This window comes from Dyella sp. BiH032 (assembly GCF_031954525.1).
GTDB lineage: Bacteria > Pseudomonadota > Gammaproteobacteria > Xanthomonadales > Rhodanobacteraceae > Dyella_D.
On sequence record NZ_CP134867.1, the window covers coordinates 1,615,095 to 1,636,073 of the forward strand.

Below are 20,979 nucleotides of genomic sequence, written 5' to 3' on the forward strand. Positions count from 1 at the left end.
TCTCGCCCGACTCTCTCGTTCAGCGCGCCAGGGCGCGCTCGCTGCGATCGAGGAATTCCAGCATGGCACGCACGTCGTCGCTCTCCTGCGCTTGCGCGACGAGCTGTTCACGCGCATCGGACAGCGTGAGGCCGGCCATGTACAGCGTTCGGTAGGCGCGCTTGATCGCGGAGATCCGCGACGCGTCGAAGCCGCGGCGCTTGAGGCCTTCGCTGTTGATGCCGCGCGGACGGCCGCGCTGCTCGTTGGCCATCATCACGAAGGGAGGCACGTCGGAACCGACCAGGCAACCCATGCCGATGAAGGCGTGCGCGCCGACCTTGCAGAACTGATGCACGCCGGAGAAACCGGACATGATCACGAAATCGCCGATCTCCACGTGCCCGGCCAGTGCCGAATAGTTGGAAAACACCGTGTTGTTGCCGATCTGGCAATCGTGCGCTACGTGGACGTAAGCGAGCAGCCAGTTGTCGTTGCCCACGCGGGTGATGCCGCCGCCATCGCCCGTGCCGCGGTTGATGGTGGTGAATTCGCGGATGAGGTTGCGGTCGCCGATCACCAGCTCGGTGCGCTCGCCCTGGAACTTCTTGTCCTGCGGTGCGCCGCCGAGCGAGGCGAACTGGCTGATGCGGTTGTCGCGGCCGATGCGGGTAGGCCCTTCGATGACCACGTGCGGGCCGACCACCGTGCCTTCGCCGATCTCGACGTCAGCACCGATCACGCTGTAGGCGCCGACGGTGACGTTGGCACCAAGCCTGGCAGAGGGATCGATCTGTGCGGTGGGATGGATCATTTGTCCGACCTCGCGGCGCACATCAGCTCACAGGAGGCCACTTCCTTGCCATCCACCAGCGCACGCGCCTCGAACAGCCCCATGCTGCGCAGCAGGCGCTTGAGGGAGACCTCCATCCGCAGCTGGTCGCCAGGCGAGACGATGGCGCTGAAGCGGGCGTTGTCCACCTTCGCCAGGTAGAACAGCGGGCTGCCGGTGTCGCCCTTCAGGCGGCTGCTGATCTGCGTGAGCAGGCCGGCGGTCTGCGCCATCGCCTCCACGATCAGCACGCCGGGCATCACCGGGTGGCCGGGGAAGTGCCCCTGGAAGAACGGCTCGTTGATCGTCACGTTCTTCAGCGCGACCACGCTCTTGTCGGGTACCAGCTCGATCACCCGGTCCACCAGCAGGAACGGATAGCGATGCGGGAGCAGGTTCTGGATCTGCTCCACGTTCACCGGCAGGTGGAAGGGCACGGTCTTGTCACTCATTGTTACTGTCCTTCTCCAGCGCCGAGACGCGGCGCGCGAACTCATCCAGGTGCTTGAAACGGGCCGCATTGCGCCGCCATTGGCGGTTCTCCTGCAAGGGCACACCCGAGGAATACTCGCCGGGCTCGCGGATCGAGTGCGTCACCAGGCTCTTGGCGGTAATGGTAACCCGGTCGGCCAGCTCCAGATGGCCCAGCACGCCGGCGTTGCCGCCGATCATGCAGTAGCGGCCGATCCTGGCGCTGCCGGCGACCGCCGCGCAGCCGGCCATGGCGGTGTGCGCGCCGACGTAGACGTTGTGGGCGATCTGGATCTGGTTGTCCAGGCGCACGTCTTCTTCCAGCACGGTGTCCTCGAGGGCGCCACGGTCGATAGTGGTATTGGCGCCGATCTCGCAGTCGTCGCCGATGCGGACGCCGCCGAGCTGGGGCAGCTTGATCCAGCCGCCGTGGTCGGAAGCGCCGCGGTCGAAGGCCAGACCGAAACCATCGGAGCCGATGACGGCGCCCGGGTGGACCAGCACGCGCTTGCCCAGCGTCACGCGCGTGACCAGGGTGACCCGCGCGACCAGCCGCGACTGCGGGCCCACCACGCAGCCGGCGCCCACGATGCAGTGCGGGCCGAGCACAGCGCCTTCCTCGATCACCGCATCGTCCTCGACCACGCAGCAGGGGCCGATGCTGGCCGTCGGCGCGACCCGTGCGCTGGGCGATACCACCGCGCTCACGTGGATGCCTGCGGGCGAGGCCGGCAGGCGTTCGAACAGGGCGGCGATCTTCGCGTAGGCGACGTACGGGTCCTTGGCGACGAGCGCAGCGGTGGGGCAGTCGCCGAGGTTTTCCTCGCGCAGCACGACCACGCCCGCCCGCGTGCCGGCCAGCTGGGCGCCGTATTTGCTGTTGGAGAGAAAACTCAGCTGGCTCGGGCCGGCGCCGGCGAGGGTGCCGACGCCGTCGATGATGCGCTGGGCGTCGCCCTGGAAGGCGAGGCCGAATCGTTCGGCCAGCTCGGCCACGGTGTACTGGAAGGTGCTCATGCGGGCTCCCTGGCGGTGCGGGGCATTGTAGGGCGTAGGCCCCGCGGCGTCTTTCCGCACGGGAAAAAAGAAAGCGCGGCAGGGCCGCGCTTTCCGGAGACGCCGCCTCGGCGCGAAATCAGAACTGGCTGCCGAAGGTGAACTGGATGCGCTCTTCGTAGTGGCGGTCTTCCTTCTTGGAGCGGATCGGCACGGCGAAGTTGATGATCAGCGGGCCGATCGGCGCCTGCCACTGCAGCGAGAGACCGGTAGACGCGCGCAGTTCGGAGGCGCTGAAGCTGCTGTAGTCCTTGTAGACATTGCCCACGTCCACGAACCAGGACACACGCGCCGTGTTCACGTCCTTGAGGAACGGCAGCGGCAGGAACACCTGCGCGGTGCCCAGCACCTTGAACGCGCCGCCGACCGGCTGGGCGTAGGTGTAGTAGCCGCCACTGCAGCGGCCATTCGCGTCGGGCTTGATCACCGAGCCGTCGGTGTTGGTGCCGACGCAGAGCTTCGGACCCAGGGTGTTGTCCTGGAAGCCGCGCACGTCGCGCACACCGCCGGAGTAGTAGTTCTCCCAGAACGGGAAGTCGATCTTCTGGCCCTTGGTGTATTCGCCGAAGGAGTTGTCGTACTCCTGGCCATACGTCTTGCCGTAGCCGACCTGGCCGTCCAGATACAGCACGAAGCCGCCGCCGATGGGCCAGTAATGATTGGCCTCGCCGAAGATCTTGTAGTACTGCACGGTGGAGCCGGGCAGGGCGATGTCCGTGGACAGCGACATCAGGCCGCCGCGGGTCGGCGCCCAATAGCCATTGCGGGTGTCGTGCGTCCAGCCCAGCTGGCCCGTCCAGGAATGGATGGTCTTGTGGCCGATCGCGTTCTGGTAGTCGATCAGCTGCTGCGGCGACAGGCTCTGCGAGACCAGCTGGCCGTTGTAGTAGTACTGATAGTCCAGGTTGATCTTGTTGCTGCTCAGGCCCAGGCCCGCGCGCACGCTGTCGAAGTCGGTGATCGGGAAGTTCAGGAACGCCGAGAACGACTTCTGGCTGCTGGTGAAGTTGACGAAGTCGCTGTTCGCATCGCCGTAGTCGCTCTTGCTGTAACCCAGGTTGTAGCCGATGCCCACGCCGTTGTCGGTGAGGTACGGATTGAAGTACGTGGCGGTGACGCTGGTGACGTAGTCACTGCGCTGCGCGGCTACCGAGAAGCTGTCGCCCGTGCCGAGGAAGTTGTTCTGCGACACCGAGGCCGAAAGGATGATGCCCGAGTACTGCGAATAACCCACGCCGAACATCAGGCTGCCGGCGGACTGTTCCTCCACCTTCACCGTCAGGTCGACTTGGTCTTCGGTGCCCGGCACCAGCTTCTTGTCGATGTCCACCTTCTTGAAGTAGCCCAGGTGCTGCAGGCGGATCTTCGAGCGATCGATCGCCGGCTGCGAGTACCAGCTGCCCTCGAGCTGGCGCATTTCGCGGCGCATCACGTCGTCTTCGGTGCGGGTGTTGCCCTGGAAGACCACGCGGCGCACGTACACGCGCTTGCCCGGCTCGATGTAGAAGGTGAGGTCGACGGTGCGTTTGTCCTTGTCGAGCTTCGGCACCGGCGTGACCTTGGCGAAGGCGTAGCCGATGCTGGCCAGGATGCTCTTGATGGCGTCCGAGCTGGCTTCGATGGCCTTGCGGTTGAAGGTCTGGTCCTTCTTCTGGAAGACGAGCTGGCGCAACGTGTCTTCCGGCAGCACCAAGTCGCCCAGCAGATGGATGTCGGAGACGGTGTAGATCTCGCCTTCCTTCACGCTGGCGGCGATGTACATCTCGCGCTTGTCGGGGGCGATCGTCACCTGGGTGGAATCGACGCCGAAATCAGCGTAGCCACGATCCATGTAGTACGACTGCAGCTTCTCCAGGTCGCCGGAGAGCTTCTCGCGCGAATACTGGTCGTCCTTCGAGTACCACGACATCCAGTTGGTGGTGTCGGACTCGAAGTCCTTGCGGATTTCCTTGTCGGTGAACGCCTTGTTGCCGACGATGTTGAGCTCTTTGATCTTGGCGACCTTGCCCTCGCGGATCTCAATGTCCACCGCCACGCGGTTGCGATCGAGATTGGTGACGTGCGGATCGACCGACACATTGTACTTGCCGCGGTTGTAGTACTGGCGGATCAGCTCCTGCTGGACGCGGTCGAGCGACAGGCGGTCGAAGGTCTCGCCCTCGGACAGGCCGATCTCCTTGAGGCCCTTGCGCAGGTCATCTTCCTTGATGTCCTTGTTGCCGCGGAGCGTGAGCTTGGCGATGGACGGACGCTCGACGACCTTGATCACCAGGATGTCGCCTTCGCGGTCCAGCTCCACCTCGCTGAAGAACTTGGTCTGGTACAGCGCGCGGATCGCGCGCTGCGCCGCGTCCGTGGTGACGCGGTCCCCCTTGTTGACCGGCAGGTAGTTGAGCACCGTGCCGGCGGAGATACGGCTCAGGCCATCGATACGGATGTCGGAGACGACGAAGGGCTCGAACGCGAGCGCCTTGGCAGAGAGTGAGGCAAGCAGGATCAGGGCGGCGATACGCTTCATCGTCGATTCCGTTGTTTATTCCGACGAGGCAGCCGCCATGGCCACCCCGAGCAAAGTTGGAAGCGGGAGGGTTCCCGGCCTCAAAAAAAAGCGCGCGCCGATCAGGGGCGCGGCGGAGGATATCTCAACGCATGGCGCCGCGGCCTGGGCGACACCACGGGTCGCCTTGCCACGGCAGGCCAATCGTCCCCCGACGCTGGCGTTGGGCGCACGCGTCACAAGGGCAAGCTGCGATGGATGTCGTTGTAGAACGCCAGACCCATCAGCGTGAACAGCAGCGCGAGGCCGATGTACTGGCCGGCCATCATCGCACGCTCACTCAACGGGCTGCCCTTGACCAATTCGATAAGGTAATACAGCAGGTGACCCCCGTCCAAGACGGGAATCGGCAGCAGGTTCAATACCGCGAGGCTGAGCGACACCAGCGCCAGGAAGCGCAGGAACCAGGCCGGGCCCATGTTGGCCGAGGCGTTGGCCACCTGCGCGATGCCGATCACGCCCGACAGGTTCTTGGTCGAGGCCTGGCCGGTGAGCATCTTGCCGATCATGTTGAACAGCGACTGGGTGTTGTCCCAGGTGGCGGACAGCGATGCCGGCAGCGCCGCCAGCAGGCCGTAGCGCCGTACCACCCGTTCGGTCTGCGGGGGCTGTACGCCGACCAGCCAACGCGCGGGCTGGCCCTCCATCGAGGCCATGCGCGCCGTCACCTTGAAGGACAGCGGCTTGCCCTGGCGCTCGACGGCGATGTTCAGTGCCGGAGACTTGGCCGCTTCGGCCGCCACCACGTTCGAGAACGCCTCGAAGTCCGCCACGGCCTGCCCGTTGATGCTGACAATGCGGTCGCCGCCCTGCAGGCCTGCCTCGGCGGCAGGAAAGCCCGGCGTCACCACGGCGGCTATGGCCGGCGCGGGAGCGGGTTTCAGACCGAGCTTGTCCGCGTACTGGCCGATATCCTGCCCGGCAGGCAGCTTGTTGAGCGGCAGGACGACCGTGCGTTCCGTGCCGTCCGTTCCGCGCACGCGGAGAGGAAGCGGTTCCCGCCCCAGCAGTCCGTTGGCGATGGCGTCGTAAGCGCCGCTCCAGGTGTCCACCGCCTTGCCATCGACCGCCAGCATGCGGTCGCCCGGTCGAATGCCGGCGTCGGCTGCCATGCTGTGGGGCGCGGCGGTAAAGGTCGGGGCATAGTCCGGCATGCCGACCACGAACATGGCCCAGAACGCCACTACGGTGAAGATGAGATTGAACAGGGGACCCGCAGCGACGATGGCAATGCGCTGCCACACCGGCTTGCCGGTGAACTCGCGGCCGCGGTCGGCGGGGTCCACCTCGCCCTCGCGGGCGTCCAGCATTTTGACGTAGCCGCCCAGCGGAATCGCGGCGACCTGGTACTCGGTGCCGTCCTTGCCGATGCGCTTCCACACGGCCTTCCCGAAACCCACGGAGAAGCGCAGCACCTTGACGCCGCAGCGGCGGGCGACCCAGTAGTGGCCGAATTCGTGAAAGGTCACCAGCACGCCCAGCGTGACCAGCAACCAAAACACCGAGCCGAAGAAGGAATTCATCTGCAGGAGCTTATCAGCATGCGTTGCGGAGAATGCGGCGGGCGGCCTCGCGGGCCGTCCTGTCGCGTTCAGTCAGAGACTGGACATCGACCACGGGTTGCGGCGGCAGTTCCATGAGCACGCTTTCGACCACGTCGGCGATCGACAGGAAAGGCAGGGCTCCTGCCAGGAATGCCTCCACCGCGATTTCGTTGGCGGCATTGAGGATCGCCGTGGCGTCCCCGCCGGCACGCAGCGCCTGGAACGCCAGGGCCAGGCAGCGGAACGTGCCCAGGTCCGGCTGCTCGAAATGCAGTGCGGCGTGAGCGGCCAGGTCGAGCGGCGGCACGCCCGAGTCGACCCGGTCCGGCCAGGCCAGCGCGTGGGCGATCGCGGTCCGCATGTCCGGATTGCCCAGTTGGGCCAGCACCGATCCGTCGACGTATTCCACCAGCGAATGGACCAGGCTCTGGGGATGCACCAGCACCTCGATCGCATCGGGCGAGGCCTGGAACAGGTGAAGGGCCTCGATGACCTCGAGCCCCTTGTTCATCAGGGTCGCCGAGTCCACCGAGATCTTGCGGCCCATCGACCAGTTGGGATGGCGGCAGGCCTGCTCGGGGGTGATCCCGGCCAGTTCGGCCCGGCTGCGGCCGCGGAAGGGGCCGCCCGAGGCGGTGAGGATGAGCCGGCGGACGCCGCTGTGGCCCAGATCGGGTCGGCCGCCCGGCAGGCATTGGAAGATCGCGTTGTGTTCCGAATCGATCGGAATGAGCTCGCCCCCGCCTTGGCGCAGCGCGGCCAGCAGCAGAGGGCCGGCCATCACGATCGATTCCTTGTTGGCCAGCAGGAGGCGCTTGCCGGCGCGGGCGGCTGCGAGCGTGGAATCCAGGCCGGCGGCCCCCACGATCGCGGCGACGACGGTATCGCAAAGGCTACCGGAGGCTGCCTCGCTGATGGCCTCCGGGCCGGCCGCGACGGCGCAATCCACCCCTGCGGCCGAGAGTCGGCGGGCCAGCTCGCCTTCCAGTGCCGGGTCGCCGATGACGGCCAGCGCCGGACGATGCCGGACGCACAGCTCCGCCAGTGCTTCCACCTGCCGGTGCGCCGCCAGTACGCTGGCGCGAAAACGCTCGGGGTGGCGCGCGATGACGTCGAGCGTGCTGCTGCCGATGGAGCCGGTGGCGCCAAGCACGGCGATCTGGCGTGGCGAACTCATAGGCCGAGCAGCAACTTGCCGGCGGCAAAGACGGGCAGGGCGGCGAAGACGCTGTCGAGGCGGTCCAGCAACCCGCCGTGGCCCGGAAAGAGATTGCCCGAGTCTTTCACCGCGGCGTGTCGCTTCATCAGGCTTTCCAGCAGGTCGCCGACGATCGAGGCAACCACGGTGACGACGGACAAGCCGACCAGCCCGGCGAGATTTCCGCCGCGCACCTCCAGCAGCCAGCCGCCCACGCCCGCGACCAGGGCGCCGGCGACGAAGGCGCCGTACACGCCGGCCCAGGTCTTGCCGGGGCTGATGGTCGGGGCCAGCTTGCGCTTGCCGAAGGTGCGGCCGCTGAAATAGGCGCCGATGTCGGCCGCCCAGACGATGGCCAGGGCGAGGAAGGTCCACCAGTGTCCGTGGGGCTGCCCGCGGTGGATGCTCAGCGCGGCGACCCAGGCCGGGATGATCACCAGCGCGCCGGCGCCAAGCTTGATCAGCCGGTTCTCGCGCGTTGGCGCGGCGCCGAAGGCGAAGTGATTGAGCCAGACGCAGACCAGGGCCCACCACAGTACGCCGATGCCGATCAGCACCGGCCAGGCGGCCGAATCCCGCGCCCACCAAAGCCAGGCGAACAAGACGGCCGCGGCGGCCAGCAGGCCGCCGCGCAGGGCATAGTTCTTCAGGCCCGAAAGGCGCGTCCATTCCCACAGGGCGGCGAGAAAGGCAGCCGCCACGATGGGCGCGAACACGGTCGTCGGCGGCCACAGGATCAGGAGGATCGCAAGCGGCGCGAGCAGCAGTGCGGTGAGGGTGCGCTGAAGCAGCATGCGGTTCCTTAGGGCCTGTTCGTGGCCTCCCCATGGCCCGCGCCGGGAATCGGCCGCACGCAGGACAAGGAGGAGCGAAGGAGTGTACGTCCGCGCAAGGCGGAGCGAGGCCGCGAACCCATCGCCAGGCGGGCGCGGTCTTCCGGGCGGCTCTTGCGGTGCCGGCAGGCGGGGGCACGCGATTTGCCATGGCGGCCAGCCGGGCCGGTGCGGCGCACCGCCTCGGGGTCATTCACGCGCACGGCGGGCCACGGAGCGGTCATGAGGCGCCGGCCTAAGCCTTCACCGCAGCGACCTGCTCGCCGGTGCGCCCGAAACGGCGCTCGCGGCGTGCATATTCGTCGATGGCCTGCTGCAGGCAGGCCTGGTCGAAGTCGGGCCAAAGCGTGTCGGTGAAATACAGCTCGGCGTAGGCCACCTGCCACAGCAGGAAATTGCTGATGCGCAACTCGCCGCCCGTCCGGATGAACAGGTCCAGCGGCGGCAAATCGGACAGGCTCATCCAGTGGCCGAGCACTTTCTCGTCGATCTCGTCGGCGCGGAATTCACCGCGAGCGACCGATTCGGCCGCCTTGCGCGCTGCCTGTGCCACGTCCCAGCGACCGCCGTAGTTCACCGCCACGCTGAGGTGAAGCTTGTCGTTGCCGGCGGTAAGTGCCATGGCCTGGTTCATGCGCTGGCGCAGCGAACCATCGAAAGCGGCCAGGTCGCCGATGAAACGCATGCGCACGCCATGGCCGTGCAGCTCGTCCACTTCCTTGTCGAGCGCGCGCAGGAACAGTTCCATCAGCGCGCCCACTTCGTCCTGTGGACGTTGCCAGTTTTCGCTGGAGAAGGCGAAGACGGTGAGCGCTTCCACCCCTTGGCGGAGACAGCCCTCGACCACCTCGCGCAGCGCCTTGCGGCCGGCGTTGTGGCCGAAGCTGCGGGGACGGTGGCGCGCCTTGGCCCAGCGGCCGTTACCGTCCATCACGATGGCGATGTGGCGCGGGACCCGCGCTGCGTCGGCAGCGGTCATGCGAGGGAAGTCGATGGCGCTCAGAGCGCCATCAGCTCCTCTTCCTTGGCCTTGACGACGCTGTCCACGTCCTTGACGAAGCGATCGGTAAGCTTCTGGATCTCGTCTTCGGTACGGCGCTCGTCGTCTTCGGAGATCTGCTTTTCCTTGAGCAGATCCTTGACCTTCTGCATGGCATCGCGGCGCACGTTGCGGATGGCGATCTTCGCGTCCTCGCCTTCATGCGACACGTGCTTGGCCAGTTCGCGGCGGCGCTCCTCGGTGAGGGGCGGCATGTTCAGGCGGATCACGGTGCCGGCGGTGGTCGGCGTGATGCCGACATCCGAGGACAACAGGGCCTTTTCGATGGGGCCGACATGGCTCTTGTCGAACGGCGTGATGATGATCGAGCGGGCATCGCCCAGCGAGATCGTCGCCACCTGGTTCAGCGGCATCTCGGAACCGTAGGCGGGCACCTTGATGTGCTCCACCAGCGCGGTGCTGGCGCGGCCGGTGCGCAGGCGGGTGAGGTTGTGCTTGAGCGCATCGATGCTCTTTCCCATGCGGGTCTGGGCATCGGTCTTGATGTCGTTGAGCATGGGCGTACCCCTTGAACGTGCAAGCCTGGAAGTATAACAGGGGGTGATAGGCGGAAAGGGGCAGGGCCCTTCCGCCAGTCAATGCGGGTGCCGGAGTGCCGGCGCCCCGCTGCCGCCGGTCAGCGGTCGTAGACGAGGGTGCCGATGGGCTCGCCGCGCATGATCCGCATCAGATTGCCCGCCACCGTCATGTCATAGATGCGCAGGGGCATGCCGTGGTCGCGGCACAAGGCGATGGCGGCCGTATCCATCACCGCCAGCTTGCGCTCGATCACCTGGTCGTAGGTGAGCTGGTCATAGCGGGTCGCGTCGCTGTGGCGGGCCGGGTCGGCGGTATAGACGCCATCCACCTTGGTGGCCTTGAGCAGCAGGTCCGCGCCGATCTCCACGGCGCGCAGCGCCGCGGCGGAATCGGTGGTGAAGAAGGGGTTGCCGGTTCCCGCGGCGAACAGCGCGATGCGGCCTTTTTCGATGTGGCGGATGGCGCGCCGGCGGATGAAATCCTCGGCCACGTCGTGGATCTGGATGGCGCTCATGACGCGTGCGAAGCCGCCGCGGCGCTCGATGGCATCCTGCATGGCCAGCGCATTCATCACGGTGGCGAGCATGCCCATGTGGTCGCCGGTGACGCGGTCCATCCCTGCGGCGGCGAGGCCGGCGCCGCGAAAGATGTTGCCGCCGCCGATGACGACGCCGATCTGCACGCCGGCTTTCTGGATCTCGATGATTTCGTCGGCCAGGCGGCCGATCACTTTCGGGTCGATGCCGTAGTCCGCATCGCCCATCAGGGCTTCACCGGAGAGTTTGAGCAGGATGCGGCGATATTTAAGCGTGTCGCTCATGGGGGCTCCGGTTTGTGTGTGGCAAAACGCGCGTATTGTAGCCGCTGCGGCATAGTCGCGTAAGCGCGCACTCAGTCGCAGCGGAGCCAGGCGCGTGGTTCGTTCATGCGCGCGCGTCTACGTGAGCTGTCCGCACGGACGTCCGGCCGTCCGTGGCGCGGTGCGCGAGGACGATTGCTGGCGCCCGCGTTTTGCCTGCGCATGATGGGCGCAAACAAAAAAGCCGCGGTTTCCCGCGGCTTTTTTTGGCGCTGAGGTCGGATCAGACCTGCATGGCCTTCTGCACTTCGGCCAGGTAATCCTCCTGGACCTTCTCGATGCCTTCGCCCACGACCAGGCGCACCACCTTCACCACGTCCGCGCCTTCCTTCTTCAGCGCGTCGCCGACGGTGACGTTGGTGTCCAGCACGTACGGCTGGCCGACCAGGGTCACTTCCGAGACGATCTTGTTGATCTTGCCGGAGATGATCTTGTCGAGGATATCGGCAGGCTTGTTCTTTTCCTTGTCCGACATGGCGGCGAGGGCGATGTCCTTCTCACGCGCGACGAAGTCGGCGGGGACGTCCTCGGCCTTCACGTACGGCGGGTTCATGGCGGCCACGTGCATGGCGATGCCCTTGGCCAGCTCTTCCGAGCCGCCCTTGAGCGCCACGATCACGCCGATCTTGCCGCCGTGCGAGTAGACGCCCAGCGGGCCGTCGTTCTCCACGCGGGCGGCGCGGCGCACGTCGATCTTCTCGCCGATGGTCGCGGTCTTGGCCTTGGCGGCCTCTTCGATGTTGCTGTGGCCCGGGATGGCGGCGGCCTTCACGGCCTCGATCTCGGTCACGCCTGCCGCCAGCACGGCCTGCGCCACGGCATTGGTGAACTCGATGAACTCGGCGTTCTTGGCGGCGAAGTCGGTTTCGCTGTTCACCTCGACGAGCACGGCCTTGCCGTTCTCGCTGGCGGTGGCGACGCGGCCTTCGGCGGCCACGCGGTCAGCCTTCTTGTCGGCCTTGGCCAGGCCGGTCTTGCGCAGGTGCTCGATGGCGGCTTCGATGTCGCCGTTGGTCTCGGTGAGCGCCTTCTTGCAGTCCATCATGCCGGCGCCCGAGCGCTCGCGCAGTTCGCCGACCAGTTTTGCGGTAATGGCAGTCATCTGGGTTCCTCGAAATCTTTGAAGCACCCCGGCCGCGAGGGCCGGGGCGTGGATGGCTTACTCGCCGTCCGCGTCGTCGTTCTGGCGGCCACGGCCACCGCGGCCACCGTCACGGCGCGGGGCGCCGGCGCCCTTCTTGGCCGGACCGCGGTTGTCGCGGCGCGGGGCGGCCTTGCGCTCTTCCTTGGCGACCGGGTTGCCTTCCTCGTCGAGTTCGACGAAGTCGTTGGCGTCGCCCTGGGCGGCGGCCGGGGCGGCAGCCCTGCCCTCGAGGATCGAGTCGGCGGCGGCGCGGGCGTACAGCTGGATCGCGCGGATCGCGTCGTCGTTGCCCGGGATGGCGTAGTCCACCAGCTCCGGGTTGTAGTTGGTGTCAACGACCGCGACCACCGGGATGCCGAGCTTCTTGGCTTCCTGAACGGCGATGTCTTCATGGCCGATGTCGACCACGAACAGCGCGTCCGGCAGGCGGTTCATGTCCTTGATGCCGCCCAGCGAGTTTTCCAGCTTCTCGCGCTCGCGACGGCGGGCCAGCACTTCGTGCTTGACCAGGCGGTCGAAGCTGCCGTCGGTCTCGGCCGCTTCCAGTTCCTTCAGGCGGGCCACCGACTGCTTCACGGTGCGGAAGTTGGTCAGCATGCCGCCCAGCCAGCGGGCGGTCACGAACGGCATGCCGGCACGGGCGGCTTCCTCGGCCAGGGATTCGCGGGCCGAGCGCTTGGTGCCGACGAACAGCACGGTGCCGCGCTTCTGTGCCACGCCCGACAGGAAGTTCATCGCGTCGGTGAACAGCGGGAGGGTCTTTTCCAGATTGATGATGTGAATCTTGCCGCGGGCACCGAAGATGTACGGAGCCATCTTCGGGTTCCAGTAGCGGGTCTGGTGACCGAAATGCACACCAGCCTCGAGCATCTGGCGCATGGTGACTTGAGCCATGGAATTACTCCTTCATTGGGCCTTTTTCGTGTGGCCCGGGGGTTGGGACCTCCACGCATCCCCGGCTTCGACCGCGGCCCGCCTGCTTCCCGAAGGGGGGAGGAAAGGGCCGCGGCACCCCGAAGGCGGTGCCGATGCGTGTGTGGCGTTGATTTGTCCAATCAAGGACTTAAGTGATCATGCCGCAGCGCGGTTACAATCGCTTTTCGCTTTGCGACCGACAGAACGGAGCCTCCTGAAAGGCTTGTTCGTGGCAGCAAAACTCCCAAATTATAGCCGGCGCGCCGGCACAGCGGCAAGCCGCCGGCAGGTTTGGCCGAACGGGTCCATGCATGGGCCCGTCCGTTGAACCCTGGGGTTTGCGGCGCCATGTGAGTGGAACTATGGCCGTTACCCTGAAATCCCCCACCGACATCCAAGCCATGCGCGAGGCCGGCAAGCTGGCCGCCGAAGTGCTGGCCATGCTCAAGGAGCATGTCAAGCCCGGCGTCACCACCGAGGACCTCGACCGGCTGGCCTACGAGCACATCGTGAACGTGCAGAAGGCGATCCCGGCCAACGTGGGCTACAACGGGTTCCCGAAGACCCTGTGCACCTCGGTCAACCACGTGATCTGCCACGGCATCCCGAGCCCGGCCAAGGTGCTGAAGGACGGCGACATCATCAATCTCGACGTCACCGTCATCAAGGACGGCTGGCACGGCGACACCAGCCGCATGTATTTCGTCGGCACGCCGTCGGTGCTGGCCAGGCGCCTGGTGGAAACCACGCACGAGGCGATGATGCTCGGCATTCAGGCCGTCCGTCCGGGCGCCACGCTCGGCGATGTGGGCCACGCCATCCAGAAGCATGCCGAGGCGGCCGGTTTCTCGGTGGTGCGCGAGTACTGCGGCCACGGCATCGGCAAGGTGTACCACGACGAGCCGCAGGTGCTGCACTACGGCAAGCCCAGCAGCGGGCTGGAACTCAGGAAGGGCATGACCTTCACCGTCGAGCCGATGGTCAATGCCGGCAAGCCGCAGACGCGCCAGCTGCCGGACGGCTGGACGGTGGTCACCAAGGACCACTCCCTGTCCGCGCAGTGGGAGCACACCATCGCCGTGACGGACGACGGGTTCGAGATCCTCACGCCCTGGCCGGACGCCTGAGCGGCGGGACGTCCAGGAGCAACCCGGGGAAGGCGGCCAATGGCCGCCTTTCTGCATGTAGGGCGGCCGGTTTCCGTTCCGGCGTGGCAGACTGCACGCATTCCCGCCGTCCCGTTTCCGGTCCTTCGTCCAGCTCATGACCGTCGTCCTGCCGCCTTTGCCACGCCTGCCCGCCGCGGTGCCCCGTTCGGGCGTTTCCACGGAGGCGCGCCGGGCGCTCCGGCAATTGTTGGGCGACGTGGACCGCGCCATCGCCACCGCCTTCCGCGACGGTGCCGACGCCAGCGCGCTGGCCCGGCGGCGGGGCGATTCGGTTTCGCGCATCGTCGCCCACGTGTGGACCGCCTGCCTCGGCGAAGTCACCGGCGCCGCGCTGTTCGCGGTCGGCGGCTTCGGCCGGGGGCTGCTGTTCCCGCATTCGGACGTCGACCTCCTGGTGCTGGTGGAGCAGGCCGACCCGGCGCGGTTGCGCGCCCTGGAGCAATGTTTCGCCACTTTGTGGGACATCGGCCTGAAGGTCGGCCATGCCGTGCGCGATCCCGCCCAGTGCCGCATGCTGGCCCAGCAGGACGCGAGCGTGTTCACCAGCCTGCTCGATGCGCGCCGCCTGATCGGCGATCCCGCGCTGGAAGACCGCCTGCGCGAGATCGTCGACGACCCTGCGCTGTGGCCGCCGGCCGCTTATCTCGCCGTGCGCCTTTCCGAACGCGACGCCCGACACGCGCGCTACAACGACACCGCCTACAACCTCGAGCCCAACATCAAGGACGGCCCCGGCGGACTGCGCACGCTTGACGCACTGCGCTGGCTGGGTCGCCGCCTGGCGCACGCGGACGACTTCGACGACATGGTCGAGGAAGGGTTGCTCGACCCGGCCGAGCGCTCGACGCTGGAGGAAGCGGAGGCCACGCTCCGCCGCTACCGTTTCGCTTTGCACCTGGAGGCCGGGCGGGCCGAGGAGCGGCTGCTGTTCGATTACCAGCGCGCGCTCGCCGCGCGGCTCGGTTTTCAGGACGAGCACGAGAAGAACCTCGGCGTCGAACAGTTCATGCAGGGCTACTACCGCGCCGCCAGCCAGGTCGAGCGGCTTGGCGTACAGATCGCGGAACGTTTCGAGGAGATGCTCGAGCCGCCGGCGGAACCGCAGCCGGTCGGCGAGGATTTCCTGCGCTTCGGCTCGCGCATCGCGGTCCGCGATCCGGACCTGTTCGTGCGCCGGCCCGCCGCGCTGGTGGAGATCTTCATCCTGCGGCTGGGCGAGCCGGGCATCGTCGGATTCACCGCGGACACCATGCGCCGCATCCACCAGGCCACGGCCTTCTTCGGTACCGCGCTGGCGGACGAGCCGCAGGTGCTGAGCGCCTTCCTTCGCCTGCTGCGCCTGGGCGCCCCGGCGGTGGAGGCGCTGTGGCGCATGAACCGCCATGGCCTGCTGGCCTCGGTGCTGCCGGCGTTCGGCAAAGTGTTCGGGCGCATGCAGTACGACCTGTTCCATGTCTACACGGTGGACGAGCACACGCTGCGCGTCCTGCGCAATGTCGCGCGCTTCGCCGATCCGGCTGCGCGCACGGAATTCCCCATCGCCTGCGGCATCTGGCCGACGCTGGAGAAGCCCGAACTGATGCTGCTCGCCGCGCTGTTCCACGACATCGCCAAGGGGCGTGGCGGCGATCATTCCGTGCTGGGCGAGGAGGACGCGCGTGCCTTCTGCGCACGCCTCGGCCTGCCCGCGGAGGACACCGAACTCGTCGCCTGGCTGGTGCGCTGGCATCTGCTGATGAGCGTCACGGCGCAGCGGCAGGACATTACCGATCCGGACGTCGTGCAGCGTTTCGCCGAAGCGGTGGGCGAGCGCGAACGCCTGGACCTGCTGTATCTGCTCACCATCGCCGACATCATCGGCACCAGCCCGCGGCTCTGGAATGCGTGGAAGGATCGCCTGCTGGCCGATCTCTACACCGCCACCCGCTATGCGCTCGCCAGCGAGGACGAACTGCCGCGCGACGCCGCCGCGCGCGTGCGCGAGTGCCGCGACGCCGCGCTGGCGCTGCTGCTGGCCGAAGGCTTCGACGCGGCCTCGTGCGAGCGCGTCTGGCGCGATTTCCCGGAACAGAGCTTCCTGCGCCACCGCGCCGAGCAGATCGCCTGGCAGACCGCGGCCATCCTGCGTTCCGGCGGCGCCACGCCGCTGGTGGAAGTGCACCCGCTCTCGGTGCGCGGCACCACCGAATTGTTCGTCTATACGCCGGACCGCGACGGCTTGTTCGCCTCGGTCACCGCCATGCTGGACCGTCTGCATTTCTCCGTGATGGAAGCGCGCATCCTCAACAGCCACAACGGCATGGCGCTGGATACCTTCCTGCTGCTCGAAACCGACAGCCAGCAACCCGCCAGCGCCGACCGCGCCGAAGAGCTCAAGCAGCGCCTGCATCGCGCGCTGGCGCAACCGGCCCACATGCACCAGCCTTCGCGCCGGAACATGTCGCGCCACCTCAAGCATTTCCAGGCAGCGCCCAAGATCGCCTTCAGCGCCGCCGGCGACCGTACGCGCCTCTCGCTGGTATGCAGCGACCGGCCGGGTCTGCTGGCGGCGGTATCGCAGGCCATGGTCGATGCCGACGTGCGCGTGCACGACGCGCGCATCGCCACCTTCGGCGAGCGCGTGGAGGACTTCTTCCTGATCACTGACCGGCGCAATGCGCCGCTGGGCGTCCTCCAGCAGGACCGCCTGCTGCATACGCTGCTCGATCGCCTGGGCGCGGCCAAGCGGGCCGGTTAGCGGCACGCGGAACGATAGACGGCCAAAGCGCGCTGCGCGCGGTCCGCTCGCCCGCCGGGGCCAATCCCGCTAGCATGGCCGGGTTCTCCCCCTGCCTGTGTCGCAAGCCATGCAAAGCATCGAATCCCTGATCAACGACGCCTTCGAGCGCCGCAACGACCTCACCGAATCCGAAATCGACACGCATCTGCGTCCCGCTGTGGACCAGGTCATCGGCCTGCTCGAAGCCGGCGAGCGACGCGTCGCCGAGCCCGACGGCAACGGCGGCTGGACGGTCAATCAGTGGATCAAGAAAGCCGTGCTGCTGTATTTCCGCCTCAACGGCAACCGCGTGGTGGACGGCGGCCCCGCGCTCGCCTTCGACAAGGTGCCGCTGCGCTTCGCTCATGGCAACGACACCGAACTGCAAGGGCTGGGCGCGCGCGTGGTGCCCGGCGCGCTGGTCCGCCGCGGCGCGCACGTCGCGAAGGACGCGGTGCTGATGCCGAGCTACGTCAACATCGGCGCCTACGTCGGTCCCGGCACCATGGTCGACACCTGGGCCACGGTCGGTTCCTGCGCGCAGATCGGCGCCAACGTGCACCTGTCCGGCGGCGTCGGCATCGGCGGCGTGCTGGAACCGCTGCAGGCCAATCCCACCATCATCGAGGACAACTGCTTCATCGGCGCCCGCTCTGAAGTGGTCGAGGGCGTCGTGGTGGAGAAGGGCAGCGTCATCGGCATGGGCGTGTTCCTCGGCCAGTCCACCCGCATCTACAACCGCGCCACCGGCGAGGTCAGCTACGGCCGCGTGCCGGCCGGCAGCGTGGTGGTGGCCGGCAGCCTTCCCGCGAAGGACGGCTCGCACAGCCTCTATGCCGCGATCATCGTCAAGCAGGTGGACGAGAAGACGCGCAGCAAGACCGGCATCAACGAGCTGCTGCGGAGCGCCGAATGAGCGCCGCGCTCTACGGCCTGCCCAACTGCGACACCTGCAAGAAGGCGCGTAACTGGCTCAACCGTTTCGACGTGGCGCACACCTTCACGGACTACCGCGCCAACCCCGTTGCCGCGGATACGCTGAAGGACTGGGCGCGCCAGCTCGGCGGATGGGACAAGCTGGTCAACAAGTCCGGCACTACCTGGCGCAACCTGCTGCCGCAGCGCAAGAACCCGGGCAGCGATCCGGAGTGGACGCTGCTGTTGAAGGAATATCCCGCGCTCATCCGTCGCCCGGTGGTGGTGCAGCCGGACGGTTCGGTAAGCGTCGGCTTCTCCGACAACGGCTTCAAAAAACTCTTCGGCCGCTGAGCATGCCCCTACGCCTGTCCAAGGTCCTGCTGGTCGCCGGGCTCGCTCTGCTGGTGACGCTGGTGGCGTTTGGCAACATTACCGACTACGGCACCAACTTCGCTTTCGTACGCCATGTGCTGGCCATGGACACGATCTTCCCGGACGCGCGCATCCGCTACCGCGCCATCACGTCGGTGCCGCTGCAGCACGCGGCCTACGTGCTGATCATTGCCATGCAGGTCGCGACCGCCGCGCTCGCATGGGCGGGCGCCTGGCGCATGTGGCTGCGCCGGCGCGCGCCGGCCGCGCTGTTCCAGCGCGCGAAGGGGCTGGCCGTGGCCGCGTTGAGCCTGGGCGTCCTGCTCTGGCTGGTGGGCTTCATGGCGATCGGCGGCGAGTGGTTCGGCATGTGGATGTCCGCGCAGTGGAACGGTATCGAGACCTCGTTCCGGCTGGTGGCGATCCTGCTCGGCGCGCTGGTGTACCTGGGGCAGCGCGAGGCCGATCCGGAATGAACGTCTCCGCGGGCGATCCGGGCAAGGCGCGCCGATTTCTCGCCAACCTGCGCATCGAGCAGGACAACGCAGCGCTCTACGAACGCCTGGCCGACCTCGCGCCGGACGAGCGCAAGCGGCGCGCCTACCGCCGCATCGCGCTGGCCGAGCAGGCCAACGCGGCATTCTGGGAAGCGCACCTGCATGCGATGCGTGTCGAGGTGCCGCCCCACGTCGTCGGCCTGCGTGTCCGCGTGCTCACCTGGTTCGCGCGCCGCTTCGGCACCGAGTTCGTCATGCCTACCGTGGTGCGCCTGGAACATGCCGACCACGTGGAGCCTTCGGTCGACCGCAAGGAGCTGCGCAACCACTTCGGCGGCCCCGAGCCCGTCAAGGGCGCGGAACGCCGCTCGCGCGCGCAGAGCGGCAACACCTTGCGCGCCGCCGTGCTCGGCGCGAACGACGGCCTGGTGTCCAACGTCAGCCTGGTCATGGGCATGGCCGGTGCGTCGAACAACGACCACGCCGTACTCATGGCGGGCATCGCCGGCCTGGTTGCCGGCGCATGTTCGATGGCGCTGGGCGAATGGCTCTCGGTGAACAGCTCGCGGGAGTTCTACCAGGCACAGATCGCCGTGCGGGCGGAGCGCCTCGCCGTCGCGCCGGAAGACGGCGCACGCAGCATCGCCAGCATCTATCGCGACAAGGGTCTGGAGCCGCAAGTCGCCGAGACGGTGGCCGGCCAGCTGACCGAAACCCCGCGTGCCGCGCTGGATACGCTCGTGCGCGAAGACCTGGGCATCGATCCGGAAGACCTCGGCGGATCCGCCTACAGCGCCGCCATCTCTTCCTTCTGCATGTTCGCGCTCGGCGCCGCCTTTCCGGTCGCGCCGTACCTGTTCCTGGAAGGCCGTGCCGCGATGCTCGGCAGCGCCGCCGCCACCATCGCCGGGCTGACCCTGATCGGCATCGGCACCTCCCTGTTCACCGGCCGCACCCTGGCGTTCTCGATCGTGCGGCAGCTGGCCATCACTGCCGCGGCGGCGGCGATCACCTATGCCGTCGGTCACGCGCTGGGCGCGGCGCTGAGCGGTTAGCCTAGGCGCCTGCGCAGCTCTCGGAATTCCGCATGTCCGCCGTCTTCGATCTCACCCTGGACCTCATCCGCCGCCGCTCGGTCACCCCGGACGACGCCGGGTGCCAGGCCCTGCTGGCCGAGCGCTTGGCGCGGGTGGGGTTCGAGGTTGCGCATCTGCGCTACGGCGAGGTCGACAACCTTTGGGCGACGCACGGCCGGGGCGGGCCGCTGCTGGTGTTTCTCGGCCATACCGACGTCGTGCCGCCTGGGCCGGTGGAGAGCTGGCGCAGCGACCCCTTCGAGCCGGTCGTGCGCGACGGTTATCTCTTCGGGCGCGGCGCGGCCGACATGAAGGGTTCGGTGGCGGCGATGGCGGTGGCGCTGGAGGCGTTCGTCGCGACGCACCCGGACCATCCCGGCCGGGTCGGCTTTTTGATGACCAGCGACGAAGAAGGGCCGACCAACCTCGATGGCGTACGCAAGGTGGCCGAGCATTTCCGGGCCAGCGGCGAGCGCATCGACTGGTGCGTGGTGGGCGAGCCATCCTCTAAGGAACGCCTGGGCGATCTGCTCCGGGTCGGCCGCCGCGGCTCGCTGTCGGCGACGCTGACCGTGCATGGCGTGCAGGGGCACGTGGCGTATCCGGAGAAGGCGAAGAACCCGATTCATGCATTCGCACCGGCGCTGGCCGAGCTTGCCGCCGAACGCTGGGACGAAGGCAATGCGGACTTCCCGCCGACCTCGTTCCAGGTCTCCAATCTCAACGCAGGCACCGGTGCCACCAACGTGATCCCCGGCGCGCTGACCGCGCTGATCAATTTCCGCTACAGCACGGCGAGCCGCGCCGACGATCTGCGCGCGCGCGTCGAAGCGATCCTGGACCGTCATGGCGTGGAGTACGCCATCGACTGGAATCTTTCTGGCGAACCCTTCCTGAGCCCCGCGGGAGGGCGCCTGCGCGAGACGGCTGTCGCGGTATGTCGCGAGCTGTGCGGCGTGGAGCCTGAGCAGAGCACCGGCGGCGGCACGTCCGACGGACGCTTCATCGCGCCGCTGGGGGCCGAAGTGATTGAACTGGGTCCGGTCAACGCCACCATTCACAAGGTGGACGAGTGCGTAGCCATCGCCGATCTGGAGCAGCTGCCTTCGCTTTACCAGGCCATCTGCGCACGTTTGTTGACCTGAGCGGTTCCGCCGCGCGGTCCTGCAAGTTGCCGTTGTCGAGCCATACGCAGTAACGAAGTGCCGTTCGTCCCTACGCA

At 67.4% G+C, this 20,979-nt stretch carries 19 protein-coding genes; 7 read left to right on the forward strand and 12 right to left on the reverse strand.

Going from position 1 to position 20,979, the window contains the following annotated elements; genetic code table 11:
- Positions 1-19: 19 nt before the first annotated feature.
- From lpxA to rpsB, 12 genes are all read right to left on the reverse strand, one after another.
- Entirely contained in the window at positions 20-793 is a 774-nt protein-coding gene (gene lpxA, locus RKE25_RS07150; RefSeq protein WP_311841546.1) for an acyl-ACP--UDP-N-acetylglucosamine O-acyltransferase, read from the reverse strand.
- The gene (gene fabZ, locus RKE25_RS07155; protein ID WP_311841547.1) at positions 790-1,263 is read right to left on the reverse strand and encodes a 3-hydroxyacyl-ACP dehydratase FabZ; all 474 of its coding nucleotides are present in this window, start codon (positions 1,261-1,263) and stop codon (positions 790-792) included. The genes lpxA and fabZ overlap by 4 nt, the downstream gene beginning before the upstream one ends.
- Positions 1,256-2,299 (reverse strand): UDP-3-O-(3-hydroxymyristoyl)glucosamine N-acyltransferase, encoded by a 1,044-nt coding sequence (gene lpxD / locus RKE25_RS07160; RefSeq protein ID WP_311841548.1) that lies wholly within the window; start codon positions 2,297-2,299, stop codon positions 1,256-1,258. The genes fabZ and lpxD overlap by 8 nt, the downstream gene beginning before the upstream one ends.
- 118 nt (positions 2,300-2,417) lie before the next feature.
- On the reverse strand, positions 2,418-4,856 hold the full coding sequence (gene bamA / locus RKE25_RS07165) for an outer membrane protein assembly factor BamA (protein WP_311841549.1): 2,439 nt from the start codon (positions 4,854-4,856) through the stop codon (positions 2,418-2,420).
- A 215-nt stretch (positions 4,857-5,071) separates the two neighbouring features.
- Complete coding sequence (gene rseP, locus RKE25_RS07170) at positions 5,072-6,418, reverse strand: RIP metalloprotease RseP (RefSeq protein WP_311841550.1); 1,347 nt, start codon at positions 6,416-6,418, stop codon at positions 5,072-5,074.
- Positions 6,419-6,431: 13 nt separating this feature from the next.
- Complete coding sequence (locus tag RKE25_RS07175; RefSeq protein WP_311841551.1) at positions 6,432-7,616, reverse strand: 1-deoxy-D-xylulose-5-phosphate reductoisomerase; 1,185 nt, start codon at positions 7,614-7,616, stop codon at positions 6,432-6,434.
- Positions 7,613-8,431 (reverse strand): phosphatidate cytidylyltransferase, encoded by an 819-nt coding sequence (locus RKE25_RS07180; protein ID WP_311841552.1) that lies wholly within the window; start codon positions 8,429-8,431, stop codon positions 7,613-7,615. The genes RKE25_RS07175 and RKE25_RS07180 overlap by 4 nt, the downstream gene beginning before the upstream one ends.
- A 274-nt stretch (positions 8,432-8,705) precedes the next feature.
- On the reverse strand, positions 8,706-9,449 hold the full coding sequence (gene uppS / locus RKE25_RS07185; RefSeq protein ID WP_311841553.1) for a polyprenyl diphosphate synthase: 744 nt from the start codon (positions 9,447-9,449) through the stop codon (positions 8,706-8,708).
- Positions 9,450-9,469: 20 nt separating this feature from the next.
- Positions 9,470-10,027: a ribosome recycling factor gene (gene frr / locus RKE25_RS07190; RefSeq protein WP_311841554.1), complete on the reverse strand. Its 558-nt coding sequence runs from the start codon at positions 10,025-10,027 to the stop codon at positions 9,470-9,472.
- 119 nt (positions 10,028-10,146) lie between these two features.
- Positions 10,147-10,869 (reverse strand): UMP kinase, encoded by a 723-nt coding sequence (gene pyrH / locus RKE25_RS07195; protein WP_311841555.1) that lies wholly within the window; start codon positions 10,867-10,869, stop codon positions 10,147-10,149.
- A gap of 262 nt (positions 10,870-11,131) precedes the next feature.
- Positions 11,132-12,010, reverse strand: coding sequence for a translation elongation factor Ts (gene tsf, locus RKE25_RS07200; RefSeq protein WP_311841556.1), 879 nt, complete (start codon positions 12,008-12,010; stop codon positions 11,132-11,134).
- A gap of 57 nt (positions 12,011-12,067) precedes the next feature.
- Positions 12,068-12,946, reverse strand: a complete 879-nt coding sequence (gene rpsB / locus RKE25_RS07205; protein WP_311841557.1) for a 30S ribosomal protein S2 — start codon at positions 12,944-12,946, stop codon at positions 12,068-12,070.
- Between the two features lie 383 nt (positions 12,947-13,329).
- On the opposite strand from rpsB, the gene map reads away from it, so the two are divergent.
- The 7 genes from map to dapE all read left to right on the forward strand — a co-directional run bounded on the left by map (position 13,330) and on the right by dapE (position 20,902).
- Positions 13,330-14,094 (forward strand): type I methionyl aminopeptidase, encoded by a 765-nt coding sequence (gene map, locus RKE25_RS07210; RefSeq protein WP_311841558.1) that lies wholly within the window; start codon positions 13,330-13,332, stop codon positions 14,092-14,094.
- A 136-nt stretch (positions 14,095-14,230) separates the two neighbouring features.
- Positions 14,231-16,873 carry a [protein-PII] uridylyltransferase gene (gene glnD, locus RKE25_RS07215; RefSeq protein WP_311841559.1) on the forward strand — a complete coding sequence of 881 codons (2,643 nt, stop codon included), beginning with the start codon at positions 14,231-14,233 and terminating at the stop codon, positions 16,871-16,873.
- Positions 16,874-16,982: 109 nt separating this feature from the next.
- A complete protein-coding gene (gene dapD, locus RKE25_RS07220) occupies positions 16,983-17,810 on the forward strand; it encodes a 2,3,4,5-tetrahydropyridine-2,6-dicarboxylate N-succinyltransferase (protein ID WP_311841560.1) in 828 nt (275 codons plus the stop codon).
- A complete protein-coding gene (locus tag RKE25_RS07225; protein WP_311841561.1) occupies positions 17,807-18,163 on the forward strand; it encodes a Spx/MgsR family RNA polymerase-binding regulatory protein in 357 nt (118 codons plus the stop codon). The genes dapD and RKE25_RS07225 overlap by 4 nt, the downstream gene beginning before the upstream one ends.
- A gap of 2 nt (positions 18,164-18,165) precedes the next feature.
- Positions 18,166-18,660: a DUF2165 domain-containing protein gene (locus RKE25_RS07230; RefSeq protein ID WP_311841562.1), complete on the forward strand. Its 495-nt coding sequence runs from the start codon at positions 18,166-18,168 to the stop codon at positions 18,658-18,660.
- Positions 18,657-19,736: a VIT1/CCC1 transporter family protein gene (locus RKE25_RS07235; protein ID WP_311841563.1), complete on the forward strand. Its 1,080-nt coding sequence runs from the start codon at positions 18,657-18,659 to the stop codon at positions 19,734-19,736. Before RKE25_RS07230 ends, RKE25_RS07235 begins: the two co-directional genes overlap by 4 nt.
- A gap of 32 nt (positions 19,737-19,768) precedes the next feature.
- On the forward strand, positions 19,769-20,902 hold the full coding sequence (dapE, locus tag RKE25_RS07240) for a succinyl-diaminopimelate desuccinylase (protein ID WP_311841564.1): 1,134 nt from the start codon (positions 19,769-19,771) through the stop codon (positions 20,900-20,902).
- Positions 20,903-20,979 lie beyond the last annotated feature (77 nt).

Coding starts and splice junctions, on each gene's coding strand:
- RKE25_RS07235 (WP_311841563.1), top strand. CDS start 18,657: ATGAACGTCTCCGCGGGCGATCCGGGCAAGGCGCGCCGATTTCTCGCC.
- dapE (WP_311841564.1), top strand. CDS start 19,769: ATGTCCGCCGTCTTCGATCTCACCCTGGACCTCATCCGCCGCCGCTCG.
- lpxA (WP_311841546.1), bottom strand. CDS start 793: ATGATCCATCCCACCGCACAGATCGATCCCTCTGCCAGGCTTGGTGCC.
- rseP (WP_311841550.1), bottom strand. CDS start 6,418: ATGAATTCCTTCTTCGGCTCGGTGTTTTGGTTGCTGGTCACGCTGGGC.
- frr (WP_311841554.1), bottom strand. CDS start 10,027: ATGCTCAACGACATCAAGACCGATGCCCAGACCCGCATGGGAAAGAGC.
- glnD (WP_311841559.1), top strand. CDS start 14,231: ATGACCGTCGTCCTGCCGCCTTTGCCACGCCTGCCCGCCGCGGTGCCC.
- lpxD (WP_311841548.1), bottom strand. CDS start 2,299: ATGAGCACCTTCCAGTACACCGTGGCCGAGCTGGCCGAACGATTCGGC.
- RKE25_RS07225 (WP_311841561.1), top strand. CDS start 17,807: ATGAGCGCCGCGCTCTACGGCCTGCCCAACTGCGACACCTGCAAGAAG.
- bamA (WP_311841549.1), bottom strand. CDS start 4,856: ATGAAGCGTATCGCCGCCCTGATCCTGCTTGCCTCACTCTCTGCCAAG.
- rpsB (WP_311841557.1), bottom strand. CDS start 12,946: ATGGCTCAAGTCACCATGCGCCAGATGCTCGAGGCTGGTGTGCATTTC.
- fabZ (WP_311841547.1), bottom strand. CDS start 1,263: ATGAGTGACAAGACCGTGCCCTTCCACCTGCCGGTGAACGTGGAGCAG.
- tsf (WP_311841556.1), bottom strand. CDS start 12,010: ATGACTGCCATTACCGCAAAACTGGTCGGCGAACTGCGCGAGCGCTCG.
- RKE25_RS07180 (WP_311841552.1), bottom strand. CDS start 8,431: ATGCTGCTTCAGCGCACCCTCACCGCACTGCTGCTCGCGCCGCTTGCG.
- dapD (WP_311841560.1), top strand. CDS start 16,983: ATGCAAAGCATCGAATCCCTGATCAACGACGCCTTCGAGCGCCGCAAC.
- map (WP_311841558.1), top strand. CDS start 13,330: ATGGCCGTTACCCTGAAATCCCCCACCGACATCCAAGCCATGCGCGAG.
- RKE25_RS07175 (WP_311841551.1), bottom strand. CDS start 7,616: ATGAGTTCGCCACGCCAGATCGCCGTGCTTGGCGCCACCGGCTCCATC.
- pyrH (WP_311841555.1), bottom strand. CDS start 10,869: ATGAGCGACACGCTTAAATATCGCCGCATCCTGCTCAAACTCTCCGGT.
- RKE25_RS07230 (WP_311841562.1), top strand. CDS start 18,166: ATGCCCCTACGCCTGTCCAAGGTCCTGCTGGTCGCCGGGCTCGCTCTG.
- uppS (WP_311841553.1), bottom strand. CDS start 9,449: ATGACCGCTGCCGACGCAGCGCGGGTCCCGCGCCACATCGCCATCGTG.